Annotated in this window: 13 protein-coding genes and 1 pseudogene; 10 read left to right on the top strand and 4 right to left on the bottom strand. The window is 72.7% G+C overall.

Going from position 1 to position 16,474, the window contains the following annotated elements:
• Positions 1–266 precede the first annotated feature (266 nt).
• Complete coding sequence (locus AC5WS8_RS29835; protein ID WP_496106606.1) at positions 267–896, bottom strand: class I SAM-dependent methyltransferase; 630 nt, start codon at positions 894–896, stop codon at positions 267–269.
• 348 nt (positions 897–1,244) lie between these two features.
• Here AC5WS8_RS29835 and AC5WS8_RS29830 point away from each other — a divergent pair, with 348 nt between their 5' ends.
• Entirely contained in the window at positions 1,245–2,423 is a 1,179-nt protein-coding gene (locus tag AC5WS8_RS29830; RefSeq protein ID WP_496106605.1) for a cytochrome P450 family protein, read from the top strand.
• A gap of 123 nt (positions 2,424–2,546) precedes the next feature.
• Here AC5WS8_RS29830 and AC5WS8_RS29825 read toward each other — a convergent pair whose 3' ends face one another.
• Positions 2,547–3,557: a Gfo/Idh/MocA family protein gene (locus AC5WS8_RS29825; RefSeq protein WP_496106604.1), complete on the bottom strand. Its 1,011-nt coding sequence runs from the start codon at positions 3,555–3,557 to the stop codon at positions 2,547–2,549.
• 101 nt (positions 3,558–3,658) lie between these two features.
• Here AC5WS8_RS29825 and AC5WS8_RS29820 point away from each other — a divergent pair, with 101 nt between their 5' ends.
• The 5 genes from AC5WS8_RS29820 to AC5WS8_RS29800 all read left to right on the top strand — a co-directional run bounded on the left by AC5WS8_RS29820 (position 3,659) and on the right by AC5WS8_RS29800 (position 11,481).
• Entirely contained in the window at positions 3,659–4,423 is a 765-nt protein-coding gene (locus AC5WS8_RS29820) for a GntR family transcriptional regulator (protein WP_496106603.1), read from the top strand.
• 219 nt (positions 4,424–4,642) lie between these two features.
• The gene (locus AC5WS8_RS29815) at positions 4,643–5,788 is read left to right on the top strand and encodes an ROK family glucokinase (protein WP_496106602.1); all 1,146 of its coding nucleotides are present in this window, start codon (positions 4,643–4,645) and stop codon (positions 5,786–5,788) included.
• Entirely contained in the window at positions 5,785–6,372 is a 588-nt protein-coding gene (locus AC5WS8_RS29810; RefSeq protein WP_496106601.1) for a sugar kinase, read from the top strand. The genes AC5WS8_RS29815 and AC5WS8_RS29810 overlap by 4 nt, the downstream gene beginning before the upstream one ends.
• A gap of 331 nt (positions 6,373–6,703) precedes the next feature.
• A complete protein-coding gene (locus AC5WS8_RS29805; RefSeq protein WP_496106600.1) occupies positions 6,704–9,526 on the top strand; it encodes an SCO1167/SCO6262 family helicase in 2,823 nt (940 codons plus the stop codon).
• Entirely contained in the window at positions 9,523–11,481 is a 1,959-nt protein-coding gene (locus AC5WS8_RS29800; protein ID WP_496106599.1) for an SWIM zinc finger family protein, read from the top strand. The genes AC5WS8_RS29805 and AC5WS8_RS29800 overlap by 4 nt, the downstream gene beginning before the upstream one ends.
• Before the next feature lie 251 nt (positions 11,482–11,732).
• Here the strand turns inward: AC5WS8_RS29800 and AC5WS8_RS29795 are convergent, their stop codons facing one another.
• The gene (locus tag AC5WS8_RS29795; RefSeq protein ID WP_496106598.1) at positions 11,733–11,858 is read right to left on the bottom strand and encodes a hypothetical protein; all 126 of its coding nucleotides are present in this window, start codon (positions 11,856–11,858) and stop codon (positions 11,733–11,735) included.
• Positions 11,859–12,523: 665 nt separating this feature from the next.
• Between AC5WS8_RS29795 and AC5WS8_RS29790 the strand changes: the two genes are divergently transcribed.
• Entirely contained in the window at positions 12,524–13,012 is a 489-nt protein-coding gene (locus tag AC5WS8_RS29790) for a GNAT family N-acetyltransferase (protein WP_496106597.1), read from the top strand.
• Positions 13,013–13,091: 79 nt separating this feature from the next.
• Here AC5WS8_RS29790 and AC5WS8_RS29785 read toward each other — a convergent pair.
• Positions 13,092–13,283: pseudogene (locus AC5WS8_RS29785) on the bottom strand (hypothetical protein); the annotation flags it as partial.
• A 386-nt stretch (positions 13,284–13,669) separates the two neighbouring features.
• Here AC5WS8_RS29785 and AC5WS8_RS29780 point away from each other — a divergent pair.
• The 3 genes from AC5WS8_RS29780 to AC5WS8_RS29770 all read left to right on the top strand — a co-directional run bounded on the left by AC5WS8_RS29780 (position 13,670) and on the right by AC5WS8_RS29770 (position 16,329).
• Positions 13,670–15,085, top strand: coding sequence for a DEAD/DEAH box helicase (locus AC5WS8_RS29780; RefSeq protein WP_496106596.1), 1,416 nt, complete (start codon positions 13,670–13,672; stop codon positions 15,083–15,085).
• A 203-nt stretch (positions 15,086–15,288) separates the two neighbouring features.
• Positions 15,289–15,531 (top strand): DUF5302 domain-containing protein, encoded by a 243-nt coding sequence (locus AC5WS8_RS29775; RefSeq protein ID WP_053663526.1) that lies wholly within the window; start codon positions 15,289–15,291, stop codon positions 15,529–15,531.
• A 594-nt stretch (positions 15,532–16,125) separates the two neighbouring features.
• Positions 16,126–16,329, top strand: coding sequence for a cold-shock protein (locus tag AC5WS8_RS29770; protein ID WP_043505040.1), 204 nt, complete (start codon positions 16,126–16,128; stop codon positions 16,327–16,329).
• Positions 16,330–16,474: the final 145 nt, after the last annotated feature.

Raw genomic sequence — 16,474 nt, 5'->3', positions numbered from 1 at the left:
ATCCGTGCGGCTGTCGCTGCCCTGTGCCGCTGCGGCGTTGGTCGCGAGCAGAGCCCGTCGACCCGCGCTCAGGTGCCGCCATCGGGGTACCGGGAGCGCGGCGACGCGCTCGCAGGCGGGCGGACGGCAAGCGAAGGGCGGAGCTGGACGCGTCGACGCCCGACGGGCGAAGCCGCGCGCGAAGCCCCTGGTGGAGACGGCTATCTTGGTCGAAAAGTCTGCACGTCCAACCGTTCCGACCGCCGACCGGCGAACCGAAATACTTCCTAGGGGCGGCGGGCCAGCAGGTGGGCGTCGAGGAAGCCTCGCTCGGAGGCCGGGTCGTGGAGCAGCCGGGCGAACGTGACAAGCCCGGCCGCGGCCAGCGACTCGGCGAACCGGTCCACCGGCCAGCTATAGGCGGGCGTCACCTTGTGGTCGAAGCGGACCGGCTCGGGTCCGTCGGTCGCGAAGAACGAGACCAGGAGCAGGCCTCCTGGCGCCAGAACACGTACTTGCTCGGCGAGCAGCGCGGGCAATTCCCCAGGTGGGGTATGGATCATTGAGTAGTGGGCCAGCACTCCGCCGAGCGCGCCGTCCTCGACCGGCAGGGCCTCCATTCGCCCTTCGTCGAACCGCAGCGCCGGATGGGCCCGCCGGGCGTGGGCGACCATGGCCGGGGAGAGGTCGAGCCCGAAGGCGTCCAACCCCAGGTCGTGCAGCATGGCCGTCAGATGACCGGGTCCGCACCCGACGTCCGCTGTCCGCAGGTTCCCCGTGTCACGCACGAGCTCGGCGAAGGTGTCGATCATGTTCCGCGCGAACGGCCGCGTCTTCAACCGATCAGCGAACATCGACGCATACAGCTCGACGACCCCGTCGTAGGCCGCCTTGGTCTCGTCCTGGTGTTCTAACACGGGAAGGGAATCTAACACCCGCGCCGTTCGCAGCCGTTCTCCCGCCCCCTACCGGCCCTCCCCTCCCCTCGGGACTGACGGCCCCTCACCCGATCACACGGGACGCCCCGGTGGTTCGGAGAGGCCGGGTCGAGTACCAGGTCGGCTCGCCTCCGGGCCGGTCCCGGTCGGCGCCTCCCCGTGGAACCCGACCCGCGCCATCGCCGGCGAGCCGGAGAGGAGCGTGCTGCGTTCTGCTCCGACCGGCCCGGCGAGTCCGGATACAACGGGTGACGCAGCATGCCAGGACGGGCACTGATCCCCGGTGCCGTTCGTTGTACGGGTGAGTCGAGGTGTGAGGGGGACCCGATGAGCGTGATCGACCTGGGGGAGTACGGGGAGCGGTTCGTACAGGACCCGCATCAGGTCTACGCGGAGCTGCGCGAGCGCGGCCCTGTGCACTGGGTGCGGACACCGCCGCCGGACATGTACGAGGGCTGGCTGATCGTGGGGTACGAGGAGGCGCGGACCGCCCTCGCCGACCCCAGACTCTCCAAGGACAGCACGAAGAAGGGGCTGGTCAGCGCCGAGGAGGAGGTGATGGGCCGGCATCTACTGATCGTCGACCCGCCGGAGCACACCCGGCTGCGCTCCCTCGTCGCCCGCTCGTTCACCATGCGCCGTGTGGAGGCGCTGCGCCCGCGCGTGCGGCAGATCACCGACGAGCTGCTCGACGCGATGGTGCCCAAGGGCCGCGCCGACCTGGTGCAGGACCTCGCCTACCCGCTGCCCATCACCGTCATCTGCGAACTGCTCGGCGTCCCGGACATCGACCGGGCCGCCTTCCGCGCCCTGTCGAACGAGATCGTGGCCCCGACCACCGCGGAGGCCCACTTCACCGCCGTGGAGCAGCTGGCCGCGTACCTGGACGAGCTGATCGAGGACAAGCGCTGCGCCGCCCCGGCCGACGACCTGCTCGGCGACCTCATCCGCACCCGCGCGGAGGACGGAGACCGGCTCTCCGGCAGCGAACTGCGCGCGATGGCGTTCCTCCTGCTCGTCGCGGGCCACGAGACGACCGTCAACCTGATCACCAACGGCGTGCACACCCTGCTCACCCACCCCGGCCAACTGGCCGCACTGCGCGCCGACATGACGCTCCTGGACGGCGCGGTGGAGGAGATGCTGCGCTTCGAGGGCCCGGTGGAGACGGCGACGTTCCGCTACGCGGCCGAGCCGCTGGAGATCGGCGGCACCGCCATGGCCGAGGGCGACCCGGTGATCATCGGGCTCGACGCGGCCGGCCGGGACCCGGCCCGCCATCCCGACCCGCACCGCTTCGACGTGCGCCGCGCCCCGCAGGGCCACCTCGCCTTCGGCCACGGCATCCACTACTGCCTGGGCGCGCCCCTGGCCCGTCTGGAGGCGCGCACGGCGCTGCGCGCCCTGCTGGACCGCTGCCCGGACCTCTCTCTCGACGGCGATCCCGGTCCGCGGCTGCCGGGCATCCTGATACGAGGAGTGCGGAGCCTGCCGGTGCGGTGGTAGCGGACCGGGGCGGCGGCCGGACGGAGGACGGCAGCCGGACGGACGGCGGCGGACGGACGCGCCCCCGGCCGCGACGAGGGCGGGAGACGCGGTGACACGGCCGCGTCACCGGCCCGGACCGGGTCAGTCGCGAGCGCCCGGGATCTCCCCGAGGTTCACCGGGCGGCGCTCCCGGCGGGACAGTTCGCAGGCCTCCGCGATGCGCAGGGCCTGCAGTGCCTCCCCGCCGTCGCAGGGGTTGGCGCGCTCGCCGCGCACCACCTCGACGAACGCCGCGACCTCAGCCTCGTACGCGGGCGCGAACCGCTCGAGGAACCCCGTCCACGGCTTGTCCGCGGGCGGCGGACCGGCGGGCTCGGTGGACGCGATCGGCGTACGGTCGTCCAGGCCCACCGTGACCGTGTCCAGCTCGCCCGCGAGTTCCATGCGCACGTCATAGCCCGCACCGTTCGTACGCGTCGCCGTGGCCGTGGCGAGTGTGCCGTACTCCAGGGTGAGCACGGCCGCCGCCGTGTCCACGTCGTTCGCCTCCCGGTACATCGCCCCGCCCGCGTCGGACCCGGTCGCGTACACCTCGGCCACGTCGCGGCCGGTCACCCAGCGCAGGATGTCGAAGTCGTGGATGAGGCAGTCCCGGAAGATGCCGCCGGAGACCGGCAGATACGCGGCCGGCGGCGGTGCCTGGTCGGCCGTCAGCGCGCGGACCGTGTGCAGCCGTCCGAGCCGGCCGGAGCGCACGGCCTCCCGCGCCGCCGCGTAGCCCGAGTCGAACCGCCGCTGGAATCCCATCTGCAGTACCGTCCCGGCGGCGTCGACCTCGGCGAGCGCGGCCAGCGTGCCCGGCAGGTCCACCGCGATCGGCTTCTCGCAGAACACGGGCAGCCCGGAGCGCGCCGCCCGGCCGATGAGCTCGGCGTGCGCCGCGGTCGCCGCGGTGATGACCACCGCGTCCACGCCCCAGGTGAAGATCTCGTCCACGCCGGGCGCCGCCGTCGCGCCGAGCCGGTCCGCCAGCTGACGGGCCCGGGCGGTGTCGACGTCCGTGATGATGAGCGAGCCCACGTCACGGTGGCGACTGAGCGAGACTGCGTGGTATGTCCCGATACGACCCGCTCCGATGAGTCCGATGCGCATGTGACCAACGTGGGTCCGATTCCCGCACCGTGTCAATGCTTTGTCCGGACAACCGAACTACACAACTTCCCGTCAACAGGCACCGGAGCTACGCTCGCCCCGTGCCGAAACCAGATGGGGACCCCGCCGTCCCGCTCCAGCTCAGCGTCGACCGGAGCAGTCCGGTACCGCTCTACTTCCAGCTCGCCCAGCAACTGGAAGCCGCGATCGAGCACGGCGAGCTGACGCCGGGCAGTCTGCTGGGAAACGAGATCGAGCTGGCGGGGCGGCTCGGCCTGTCCCGCCCCACGGTCCGGCAGGCCATCCAGTCCCTCGTCGACAAAGGCCTGCTCGTACGCCGCCGCGGCGTCGGCACCCAGGTCGTGCACAGCCAGGTCAAGCGCGGCCTGGAGCTGAGCAGCCTCTACGACGACCTGGAGGCGGCCGGCCAGCGCCCGGCGACCAGGGTCCTCGTCAACACCTTCGCGCCCGCGTCCGCCCAGGTCGCCGCTGCCCTCGGCGTCCCCGAGGGCAGCGAGGTGCACCAGGTCGAACGGCTGCGCCTCGCGCACGGCGAGCCGATGGCGTACCTGTGCAACTACCTGCCGACCGGCCTGCTCGACCTGGACAGCGACCAGCTGGAGGTCACCGGCCTCTACCGGCTGATGCGCGCCGCCGGCATCACCCTGCACAGCGCCCGGCAGTCCATCGGAGCCCGCGCCGCCGGCCGTCTCGAGGGCGAACGGCTCGGCGAGCCGGAGGGCGCCCCGCTGCTCACCATGCAGCGCACCACGTTCGACGACACGGGGCGCGCCGTGGAGTTCGGCACCCACACCTACCGCGCCTCCCGCTACTCGTTCGAATTCCAGCTGCTCGTACGTTCCTGAGCCGCCGGACGCGCCCGGGCGTTCCCTCCGGTGCCCGTGCCCCAGGTCGTGCTCCGCGCCTCCCCTGCCCGGTCTCCGCTCGTACCACGCCCTGACCTGCGGGTCGGTCAGCGGTCGGCGGCACGGGCCAGAACCTGGGCGACCAGGCGCTCGACGGCGCCGCCGCGGCGAAGGGGCCCACAGTGCAGGCCAACGCGCCCGTGCGGCAGAATCGGCCCGGTGAGCACCTACCGCGACTTCACCCACCGCGGCTCCGCCCGGGCCACCGTCCTGCGGACCGTCGGAACGCGCGAGCGCCGTTCCCACCTGACGGCGCCACGCGTCCCCACGGTCGGCATCGACATCGGCGGCACGAAGGTGATGGCCGGCGTCGTCGACGCCGACGGCAACATCCTGGAGAGGCTCCGCACCGAGACGCCCGACAAGTCCAAGAGCCCCAAGGTCGTCGAGGACACCATCGTCGAGCTCGTCCTGGACCTCTCCGACCGGCACGACGTGCACGCCGTCGGTATCGGCGCGGCCGGCTGGGTGGACGCGGACCGCAACCGCGTCCTGTTCGCCCCCCATCTGTCCTGGCGCAACGAGCCCCTGCGCGACCGTCTCGCCGAGCGGCTCGCCGTTCCCGTCCTGGTCGACAACGACGCCAACGCCGCCGCCTGGGCCGAGTGGCGCTTCGGTGCCGGCCGCGGTGAGGACCACCTGGTGATGATCACCCTCGGCACCGGCATCGGCGGCGCCATCCTGGAGGACGGCCAGGTCAAGCGCGGCAAGTACGGGGTCGCCGGCGAGTTCGGCCATATGCAGGTCGTGCCCGGCGGCCACCGCTGCCCGTGCGGCAACCGCGGCTGCTGGGAGCAGTACAGCTCCGGCAACGCCCTGGTCCGCGAGGCCAGGGAGCTGGCCGCCGCCGACTCCCCGGTGGCGTACGGGATCATCGAGCACGTCAAGGGCAACATCTCCGACATCACCGGCCCGATGATCACCGAGCTGGCCCGCGAGGGCGACGCCATGTGCGTGGAGCTGCTCCAGGACATCGGCCAGTGGCTCGGCGTCGGCATCGCGAACCTGGCGGCCGCCCTGGACCCGTCCTGCTTCGTGATCGGCGGCGGCGTCAGCGCGGCCGACGACCTGTTGATCGGTCCCGCCCGGGACGCCTTCAGGCGCCATCTCACCGGCCGCGGCTACCGTCCCGAGGCCCGCATCGCCCGCGCCCAGCTCGGCCCCGAGGCCGGCATGGTCGGCGCCGCGGACCTCGCCCGGCTCGTCGCCCGCCGCTTCCGGCGCGCCAACCGGCGCCGGGTGGAGCGGTACGAGCGCTACGAGCGGTACACGCAGTCCCGCCGCACCACCAAGGGGCTGCTGTGACGGCCGCGGCGTCACTTCCGCGCCAGTCCCCACCCCGGGGAGAGCCGCCGCGCCCGCCGGAGGACCGCCGGCGGACGATCCGCCGCCGGGCACTGACCCTGCTGATCATCGTGCTGCTCATCGGCGTCCCCGCGGGATACCTGATCATCTCCGCCAACCAGTCGCGCAACAGCGGCAAGGACAAGGAGGCGAGGTACTCGGCGACCGGCCTCGTACCGGGCTGGCCCTCGCGTGTGCAGCGCCGCCTCTACCAGGTGTGGATCCCGTACGACGCGACGAAGGTCGCCTCGTACGAGACGAACAACTGGAAGACCAGCCGGCTGTACGTGCAGTTCACCACCAGCGACGACGGACTGAACCGGTTCCTGTGGACCCTCAAGGCCACCAGGTCCTCGCTGAAGAAGGACGACATCGCCATCGGCACGCGCGACCAGCACGTCGTCGGCTGGTCGTTCGAGGGGCAGGGCCCCTGGTACGGCCTGACCCACGCGCGCAAGAACCCGGAGCCCACGCTGGACGTCGTCGTGAACACGTCCCGGCCCCAGCACCCGACGGTGTACGTGGTGTCACGGACGATCCCCTGACCGGAGAACCAGGGACCAGGATCTCCCGACCGGTGAGTTTCCGACCGGCCATCCCGGCCGCCCCGGGCGATCGCGGCCACCCCCGGCCACGCCGGGGGCCCCGGTGCCCCCGGCGGCCCCCGCCACCCGGGCCACCCCGGCCGCTCCCGGCCATCGCGGCCACCCCGGCGGGCCCGGCAGTCCCCGCCGCCCCGGCCACTCCGTCGGCTCCGCCACCCCCGCCACCCCCGCCACCCCGGTCGCCCGGCCGGCCGTCGGAGCCGATTGTCAGACCCCGCCCGTAGAGTCGAAGACGACCGACACGACCGAGCGGCGGGAGGTGACCGCGCGTATGGATGAGCAGGTGGCCGAAGCGGCCGCGCCCCGGCGGGCGCCCGCATGGGAGAGTCTGGCCGCGGTCTTCCTGCCCGCGCCGCTGCCCCGCCGGGGACGCGTGGCCTTCTGGGACCCCGAGGGCGGTCCACTGCCGTCGGACGGCACCGAGGACCTGACGGTCGTGCGGCCGCACGGATCCGGAGCGCGCAGGAGCACCGTGCCCGCCGTGACCCTGCCCCTCACGGAGGCCCTCCCACTGCTCACTCGAGCCCGCCGCGCCCCCGCCGCCCACCCCGCCACCGCCTGCTGGGGTGCGGCCGCCCTGCACGCCCTGCGGCTCGTCGCGCGCGGTCGGCTGCTGCCGGGACTCACCCCGGACGGACACGACGCGTGGCGGGCGGGACCGCTGGAGCCGGAGGACATCACCCACCTCAGGGCCGTCGCCGCCGCCCTGCCCCACGAAGGTCATGCCGTCCCGCTCCCCGGCAAGGGCCCCCTGCTGCTGCCCGAGCCCGAAGCCCTCGTCCGGTCCTTCCTGGACGCGGTCGCGGACACCCTGCCGCGCACCCCTGCCGCTCCCCACACCGCGGGCAGGCCGTTCGCCGCCCAGGAGCCGCAGCGGCTGCCGCAGGCGCACGAGTGGGCCGCCGAGGTCGCCGCGGGCATGGACGCGGGCGTGCGGATCTCGTTGCGCCTGGACCTGTCGGCGTACGACCTGTTCGACGACGGCGAGGGAGCGGCCCGCGCCGGTGCGGCGATCGTGCAGGTGCACAGCCTCGCCGACCCGACGCTGGTCGTGGACGCGGCGGCCCTGTGGGACGGCGAGGCGGACGCGACCTTCGGCCCCCGCGCGCGGGTGGACGCGGCTCTCGCGGTCCGCCGCGCGGCCCGGGTCTGGTCCCCGCTGGACCGACTCGCCGAACAGGACGTACCGGACGTCCTGGCCCTGTCCGAGGACGAGTTGAGCGACCTGTTGGGCGTCGCGGCCACCCGGCTCGGCGCGGCGGGCGTCGCCGTGCACTGGCCCCGTGACCTGGCGCACGACCTCACCGCGACGGCGGTCGTACGGCCCGCGCCCGGCTCGGCGACCGACGGCACCGGCTTCCTTCAGAGCGAGGAGCTGCTGCGCTTCCGCTGGCAGTTGGCGCTCGGCCCGGACCCGCTCACGGAGGCCGAGATGGACGCTCTCGCTCAGGCCCACCGCCCGGTCGTCCGGCTGCGCGACCAGTGGGTGCTGGTCGACCCGGCGCTCGTCCGCAAGGCCCGTAAGCGGGAGCTGGGCCTGCTCGACCCGGTGGACGCGCTCGCCGTCGCCCTCACCGGGACCGCGAACGTCGACGGCGAGACGGTCCAGGCCGTGCCGGCCGGCGCGCTGGCCGCGCTCCGGGACCGGCTGACGGCAGGCATCGGCCCGGTGGATCCGCCTCCGGGCCTCGCCGCCCGGCTGCGGGACTACCAACTGCGGGGTCTCGCCTGGCTGGACCTCATGACCTCGCTCGGTCTCGGCGGCTGCCTCGCCGACGACATGGGGCTCGGCAAGACGGTCACCGTCATCGCCCTGCATCTGCGCCGGGCGCGCCTCGAGCCCACGCTGGTGGTCTGCCCGGCGTCCCTGCTCGGCAACTGGCAGCGGGAGATCACCCGGTTCGCGCCCGGAGTCCCGGTCCGCCGCTTCCACGGCCCGGAGCGCACCCTGGACGACACGGACGGCGGATTCGTCCTGACCACCTACGGCACGATGCGGACGGCGGCACCCCGGCTGGCCGAACGGAGCTGGGGTCTGGTCGTCGCCGACGAGGCACAGCACGTCAAGAACCCGTACTCCGCGACGGCGAAGGCACTGCGCACCATCCCGTCCCCGGCCCGCGTCGCCCTCACCGGCACACCCGTGGAGAACAACCTCTCCGAACTGTGGGCCCTGCTGGACTGGACGACCCCCGGACTGCTCGGCCCCCTGAAGTCCTTCCGCGCCCGGCACGCGCGGGCGGTGGAGACCGGCGAGGACCCCCAGGCGGTGGAGCGCCTGGCCCGCCTGGTCCGCCCCTTCCTGTTGCGGCGCAAGAAGTCCGACCCGGGCATCGTTCCGGAACTCCCGCCGAAGACCGAGACGGACCACCCGGTCCCGCTCACCCGCGAGCAGGCCGCTCTCTACGAGGCGGTCGTACGGGAGTCGATGCTGGCGATCGAGACGGCGGAGGGCATCGCACGGCGAGGCCTGGTCCTGAAGCTCCTGAGCGCCCTGAAGCAGATCTGCGACCACCCCGCCCTCTATCTGAAGGAGGAGGCGCGGACCGCCGGAGGTCTCACCGCGCGGTCCGGCAAACTCGCCCTGCTGGACGAGCTGGTGGACACCCTGCTGTCCGAGGACGGCTCGGCGCTGGTCTTCACGCAGTACGTCGGCATGGCCCGCCTGATCACCACACACCTGGCCTCCCGCGCGGTGCCCGTGGAACTGCTGCACGGAGGCACGCCGGTGCCCGACCGCGAGCGGATGGTGGACCGCTTCCAGAGCGGCGCGACCCCGGTCCTGGTTCTTTCCCTCAAGGCCGCGGGCACCGGCCTGAACCTCACCCGCGCGGGCCATGTCGTCCACTTCGACCGCTGGTGGAACCCGGCGGTGGAGGAACAGGCCACGGACCGCGCCTACCGCATCGGCCAGACCCAGCCGGTCCAGGTCCACCGTCTGATCACGGAGGGCACGGTGGAGGACCGCATCGCAGAGATGCTCGAGGCCAAACGCGCCCTCGCGGACGCCGTCCTGGGCTCGGGCGAGTCGGCCCTCACCGAGCTGACGGACCGCGAGCTGGCGGACCTCGTCTCGCTGAGGAGGACGGCATGAGCGGGGCACGGCAGGAACGCCCCGGGACGGGCGCCGCGTCGCGTCCCGCCGACGCGGTGCGCCGGGCGTTGCGGGCCGCGCGGGAGGGAGAGCACGCCGAGGCCCTGAGCCCGGACGAGGCACCGTCCACCACGGGTGAGGCGTCCTCCACCACGGACCCGGCCGTCGCCGCCTCCAGGAAGGACGTGCGGTCGCCGGACCGCCCGGGCGATGCGGCGCGTGCCGCCCTGCGGCGGGCGAACGCGGAACGCAGGAGTGCCCGCCGCGCGGAGGGGTCGGGGGAGGACCCACAGCCGACCCGAGCGGGGCAGACGGAGACGGTGGAAGCCGAAGCGGGGCACACCGAAGCGGTCCCCGTCCCCGCGCGGCGGACCGCACCCTCGACGCGGCCGGGCGACGCGGCGCGCGAGGCGTTGCGGACCGCACGGCAGACCACTCCCCGGGAGGGCCCGCATCCCGGTTCCCGTACCGTGGCGCCGAAGCGCCGTTCCGGCGCCACGGAGGCGTCCGGCAGCCGGAGCCGCCGCACCGTCGGTCCCCGTACGCCCGAGGGCGGAGCGCGGGCCGGGGACGTGGGGGACCTCCTCGCCGGTGCCTTCGAGATGCCGCCGCCCGGGGCACCACGGACCAGGACCGCGTCCCCCCTGCCGCCCGCCCCGCCTCCGGCCGCTCCCCGGTATCCGACCTCCATGGCCGCCCCCGGCCGCGACGGCGACCTGCGGCGTACCTTCGCCGCGCTCCCCGCGCGTCCGGTGCGTGAGCGCGAGGGGTTCGCCGAGACCTGGTGGGGCAACGCCTGGGTGTCCGCCCTGGAGGAAGGGGCCCTCGACGCGGCGCGGCTGGCGCGGGGGAGGGCATACGCGGGGCGGGGGAACGTGGACGCCATCACCGTCACCCCCGGGCTGGTGCTGGCGTACGTCCAGGGCAGCCGACCCCGGCCGTACCGCGTGCAGGTGCGGCTCAGGACGTTCTCCGACGACGAGTGGGACCTCTTCCTGGACGCCGCCGCCGAGCGGCCCGCACACATCGCCGCGCTGCTGGACAAGCAGATGCCGCAGTCCCTCGCCGAGTGCGGAGTCCGCCTGCTCCCCGGCGTCGGCGACCTCGAACCCCACTGCAGCTGCCCCGACTTCGGCCACCCCTGCAAACACGCGGCCGCCGTCTGCTACCAGACCGCCCGCCTGCTCGACCGCGACCCCTTCGTTCTGCTCCTGCTGCGCGGCCGCGGCGAACGAGACCTGCTCGACGCCCTGTCCCGGCGCAACGCGGCCCGCGCGGCCCGAGCCGACCGGGACCGCAAACCCGCCCCCGCCCCCGGCGTACGCGCCCGGGACGCCCTGGCCCGCCGCACCCGGCCCCCGCTCCCCGCACCCCTGGCCCCGCCCGCCCACCCCGAGCAGCCGCCGGTCTACCCGGACGCCCCGGGCGGCCCCGACTCCTTCACACTGGACCAGCTCGCCACGGACGCCGCCGCCCGTGCGCAGTCCCTGCTGACCACCGGACACGACCCGGTGGCGGAACTGACCCTGTGGCAGGACGCGGTACGGCTCGCCGCCGCCCGCCCCGGCTCGGGCCTCACCGCCGGCAGCCGGGCGCTGTACGCGTCGCTGGCCGCCGCCACCGGGCGGACCCCGGCCGACCTGGCGCGGGCGGTCGCCGCCTGGCGGCAGGGCGGGCGGGAGGCCCTCGCCGTCCTGGAGGAGCCCTGGGACCCGCCGGCCGGCCGCTTCGACCGCGCCCGACCCCTGCTCCTGGCCGCGGACCTGCCCGCGTTCCGCCCGTGGCGCAACCGCCTCACCCACCCCGGCGGCCATGTCCAGCTCCGGTACGGCCAGGACGGCCTGTGGTACGCGTACGAGTCCGAACCGGGCCGCGACGACTGGTGGCCCCGAGGCACCCCCGACCCGGATCCGGTCGGCGCCCTGACGGGACTGGGGGCGCCGGGCGAGAGGTGACCGGCGCCTCGCGGGGATGCGGGGAGAGGACCTGGCGGGCATGCGCGTGTCATGGTCCGGATCGTCCGCCTGGGCGAAGGAACCGGAGCCCCGGTACACGAACGCGTGAACCGCCCGGCGTGCACCCCGCCCAGCTCGGCGAAGCCGGTTTCGAGGTGCACCGCCGGGAGATCGGTCAGCTGCTCGGCCCTGTCGTCCGGCACCGATAGGAACACCGTCCCGGGGCGGGGGTCGCAGACGCGGAGGGGCGGTCATCCGTGGACGACGGGGTCGTCCGACGCCGAGCCGCCGGCCAGGACCGCCCGGTACAGGCGGCGTATCCGCAGGGCGGGCTCGATCCCCAGCCGGCCGCCGAGCACCCGGCGCAGCCCCGGCACCGGGCATCCGGAGCGTGCCGTCCCCGCCTCGCGGGCGTGCTCGGAGCCCCTTGGGCAGCCCCCCCGTCCACGACGAACTCGGCGCCCGTGGTGCCGGCGGAGCGCGGCGACGCGAGCCGCACGACCGCGTCGGCCGCTGCCTGCGGCTCGACGAAGCGGCCCGTGGCCGGGTTCGGCATCTTGGGGACCACGCTGTTGACGGTCGGCCCCACCCGTGCCGGCGGGGAGCACGGTGCGATGTGCTCTCGTCAACGGGAACACCGCCGTGCGCGCAGGTGTTGCGGGCGCACGCCCCCGTCGCGGGGCCGTCCGTTCCGATGCGCAACACACGCCCCAGGGGCTTGGTGCGATCAACCAGGACACTTCCGTTTGCTGACGCAAAGCCCAGTGTCTCCTGATGTGGCTCACGAGGCCGGCCTGAAGTCGTCCTGCACAGGCTGACCCTCGCTGCGGCAGGCCCAGGAGAAGCAGCGGTTGAACACCCCGTTCTCCGGTTCCTCCGCAGCGGTTCGGGCGTCCCCGTTGCTGTCGGCATGCGGCCGATGCGGCGGCAGTGACTTCGTCGATCGGGGCCCGGGCAGGCGCTCCCCGGGAGCGGTCAGGAATCCTGACCGAGCAACCGACCCGCCGCACGACGGCACGCCCCGGTGCGGAATACTCTCCCGATGAGTTCACGCACTTTCCCGATCGGCCGGCCGATCACGATACGGAGAGCCGTCGCCCGGGATGCCAAACGGCTCACGCGGCTCGTGCGTGGCTCAGGCGCCTACGCGGGTAAGTACGCAGCCGCAGTCGCGGGCTACCGGGTCGGTCCTGATTACATCGAGGCCCACCGCACCTTTGTGGCCGTCGGCGCCGACGAACACGGAGGCCGGGTCCTCGGGTTCTACTCGCTCGTCCTCGCTCCACCGGAGCTCGACCTGCTGTTCGTCGCCGACGAAGCGCAAGGACGGGGTATTGGACGGCTGCTCGTCGCGCACATGCAGTCCGAGGCCCGTGCCGCCGGGCTCGACCGTGTCAAGGTCGTGTCGCATCTTCCCGCCGAGGGGTTCTATCACCGCGCTGGTGCAGTGCGGACCGGGACCGCGTACGCGAACCCGCCCGCCGTGCCGTGGGACCGTCCCGAATTCGAGTTTCGCGTTTCTTCGGAATGACGCGGTGTGCCGGTTGGCGAGGCACCGGTTTCGCTGCGTGGTGGCCGGTTTGCAGGAGCCGCTGGACGCCGCGCGCTCCGGGAGCTTCATGGAGATCTGCCAGGTGGTGGGCGAGAGAGCAGCGGTGAGGCGGGTCGCCCGTGACACCGACCGCGAACCACAGGGTCAGAAGCTTCTGGCGGGCGGAAGCGAGGTCACCGGCTCGGCCTTCGGTGCCGGCTTGGCTTATGGCTTCCATGGTCGGGTCGGGGCTGGCGGGTGCGGTGGTCATGGGTGGGTCGAAGCGTTGATCGCCGCGTCCGGGTCAGCAAATGGTCAGCATCGGGCCGGACGGCGTCCGGCTTGCTGACCTGCACCCGCAGCAGGGGTTTGCTGCCCCGCCCGGCGCCCCGCTCGTAAGGCTCGATGCGTGGCTCGACAGCTCGCCCGTGGGGTGGGGCCGTTCTTCAAGGGGAACGGTTGTTCCAGGCCGACCCGCTGCCAGCACCCGTACACAGGGGCGATCGGTATCAGCGGCGCGAGGTTATGCCGTGTGTTAGTCTCACGCGTTTGCGTGGTCGTCGCGGTGGGCGATTCTGCCTGTTCCGCTCGGCTTGTGCGTGGGCTGTTCAAACCTGCCGGGCCTTCCTCGGTACGTTCCCTTGCGGAAGGCTGTTCATGAAGCATCCCAATGACTCCGGCATCGCGCACGGCAGTCCCGCCCAGCCCGAGGCAACGACCCCGGCGCTGCTCCCGGCCGTCACCTTCGCCGGTCTGGAACTGCCGACGGAGGTGCTGCGGACACTTAGCGAACTCGGGGTGCGCGAACCCTTTCCGATCCAGGCCGCCACACTGCCCGATGCCCTGGAGGGACGCGACATCCTGGGACGTGGGCGCACCGGATCAGGCAAGACGCTCGCCTTCGGCCTGCCGCTGCTCGCACGGACGGCCGGGCGGCGCGCGGAACCGAAGCAGCCCCTCGCTCTGATCCTGGTGCCTACCCGGGAGCTGGCCCAACAGGTCACCCAGGCGCTGGCGCCGTACGCCGAGGCACTGCGGCTGCGGATCGCCACGGCCGTCGGCGGAACGTCGATCGGCCGGCAGGTCGCCGCGCTGCGCCAGGGAGCCGAGGTGGTCGTCGCCACCCCCGGACGCCTGCACGACCTGATCGAGCGCAACGCCTGCCGCCTGGGACGGGTGAGAGTCACCGTGCTGGACGAGGCCGACCAGATGTGCGACTTGGGATTCCTGCCGCAGGTTGCCGACGTGCTCGAGCAGGTGCACCCCGACGGTCAGCGGATGCTCTTCTCGGCCACTCTCGACCGCGACGTCGATCAACTGGTCCGCCGCTACCTCCACGACCCCGTCGTCCACTCGGTCGACCCGGCCGCGGGCACGGTCACGACGATGGAGCACCACGTTCTGATCGTCCACGGCCCTGACCGCTACGCCGTCACCACGGAAATCGCCGCCCGCGACGGCCGTGTACTGCTGTTCCTCGACACCAAGCACGCCGTCGACCAGCTCACCCGGCATCTGCGGGCCAGCGGGGTGCACGCCGGGGCCCTGCACAGCGGCAAGTCCCAGCCACAGCGCACACGGACCCTGGAGCAGTTCAAGAACAGCCAGATCACCGTTCTGGTGGCGACCAATGTCGCGGCCCGTGGCCTGCACGTCGACGACCTCGATCTCGTGGTCAACGTCGAGCCGCCCACCGACGTCAAGGACTATGTGCACCGGGCGGGCCGCACCGCCCGCGCCGGTGAGTCCGGCAGCGTGGTCACGCTCGTGCTGGCGGGCCAGCGCCGCGAGACGAGCCGCATGATGGCCGGGGCCGGCATCGAGCCGACCGTCACCAAGGTGCGCTCGGGCGAGGCGGAGCTGAGCCGGATCACCGGCGCCAAGACTCCCTCCGGGATCCCGCTCGACGGCGGGCCCGCCCTCCCCCGACCCAAGAACACCAACGCTCCCTTCCGCGGCCTCGGCACCAGCAAGGGCACCTCCCGCGGCGCCGGCGGCAAGTCCCGAAAGGCAAGCGAGGCCCGCAAGCTCGCCGAGGCCCGCAGGGCCGCCCTCGTGCGTCGCAACGGCTGAGAGCCGTTGCCCTGGCAGCCTGGCCACGGGATCGGCAACCCTCGGCCCGGCGCGAAGCCGTCATGTGCGCCTCACCTACGAAGTCAACGCCTTTGGCCGCGAGAGGGATACCCGCCGAAACGGAGCAATGATGTTGCCGGCGCCTCGCACTGCGCCCAGCATGACAAGCTGTGCTTGCCCACCCCCGAACCCAGGAGATCACCATGACCGCAGAGCCCGTATCTACGGAAGGTTCGGAGCCGGCTGCCCCCGAGACGTCCCCTCTGGAGCCGGACAGCGACGGCAACTACGACCTCAAGCGCAAGTTCCGCGAAGCCCTGGCGCGCAAGCGCGGTGCGCAGGCGGATGCCGCTGATGTTGCCGCCAAGTCCGATGCATCGAAGGTGCGTTCGGCGCACGGCCCGGCTGCGAGCCAGCGGTCGTTCAGGCGCAAGAGCGGCGGCTGAGTCGATGAGTCCCGTGATCTAGCCGCTTCACGGGCACTCGCGCTATCCGCTCGCGCGTCCCGAGCAGTGGCCCGCGACGTGCGCATGCCCGTGCGCGCGTTGCGGGCGGGGCGTAGCCGGGGGACTCGCCTGGGGGAATGGCCCAGATGCGGTTGGCTCGAGTCGGGTGCGGTCATCGTGCTGATCTCCTTCGAGCTTCGACAACTCGAAGATCAGCCGGTGGCCGTTCTCATATCCGGGCCCTCACTCCGCGCCAGGCCAAACACCCGGATCAGGTGGGAACCCGTACACCACTTCCCAGGACGCAACCCAAAATCTGTGCCCGCGAGCTGAGGTTTCAACGGGACAGGCAGACAGATTCTCTACCGCATCAAGTGGGGGTGGGATTATTCACCGTACACAGGCCACTTCGTTGTGCTACTGTCGATCTCAGTTGCAGTTGTGGTTCCCAAAACTTCAAGTGCCCTCCGGGCGGCGCGTGTGCCACTGGAAGCACTTTTGTTGTCCGGTCTTTTTCCCGGCGGGGTGATCATCGCGGCGACACGGGGTCCGTGCAGTGCGGATCCCGATGCACTGCCCCGAAGGAGAAATGACATGGCTTCTGGTACTGTCAAGTGGTTCAACGCGGAAAAGGGCTTCGGCTTCATCGAGCAGGACGGTGGCGGCGCTGACGTGTTCGCCCACTACTCGAACATTGCCGCCCAGGGGTTCCGTGAGCTGATCGAGGGCCAGAAGGTGACCTTCGACATCGCGCAGGGCCAGAAGGGCCCGACGGCCGAGAACATCGTTCTTGCCTGACGCCGACGGTCGCGTACTTGTAGCTGGGGCCCGCGTCCTTCGGGGTGCGGGCCCCAGCTACTCGCATTTTCCGCAGCGGTTTCATCTGCGGACGACAACCGGGAAACCCGTAGGCTCAGCGCATACGGAGCATCCTTCAGGGGTG

The organism is Streptomyces sp. PTL18, assembly GCF_059510295.1.
Note: the sequence above shows the minus strand (reverse complement) of the source record. Positions and strands in the feature narration are given on the sequence as shown.

Excerpts from the sequence above, each read along its gene's own strand:
- AC5WS8_RS29770 (WP_043505040.1), top strand. The coding sequence starts at position 16,126 with ATGGCTTCTGGTACTGTCAAGTGGTTCAACGCGGAAAAGGGCTTCGGC.
- AC5WS8_RS29780 (WP_496106596.1), top strand. The coding sequence starts at position 13,670 with ATGAAGCATCCCAATGACTCCGGCATCGCGCACGGCAGTCCCGCCCAG.
- AC5WS8_RS29830 (WP_496106605.1), top strand. The coding sequence starts at position 1,245 with ATGAGCGTGATCGACCTGGGGGAGTACGGGGAGCGGTTCGTACAGGAC.
- AC5WS8_RS29775 (WP_053663526.1), top strand. The coding sequence starts at position 15,289 with ATGACCGCAGAGCCCGTATCTACGGAAGGTTCGGAGCCGGCTGCCCCC.
- AC5WS8_RS29790 (WP_496106597.1), top strand. The coding sequence starts at position 12,524 with ATGAGTTCACGCACTTTCCCGATCGGCCGGCCGATCACGATACGGAGA.
- AC5WS8_RS29805 (WP_496106600.1), top strand. The coding sequence starts at position 6,704 with ATGGATGAGCAGGTGGCCGAAGCGGCCGCGCCCCGGCGGGCGCCCGCA.
- AC5WS8_RS29800 (WP_496106599.1), top strand. The coding sequence starts at position 9,523 with ATGAGCGGGGCACGGCAGGAACGCCCCGGGACGGGCGCCGCGTCGCGT.
- AC5WS8_RS29825 (WP_496106604.1), bottom strand. The coding sequence starts at position 3,557 with ATGCGCATCGGACTCATCGGAGCGGGTCGTATCGGGACATACCACGCA.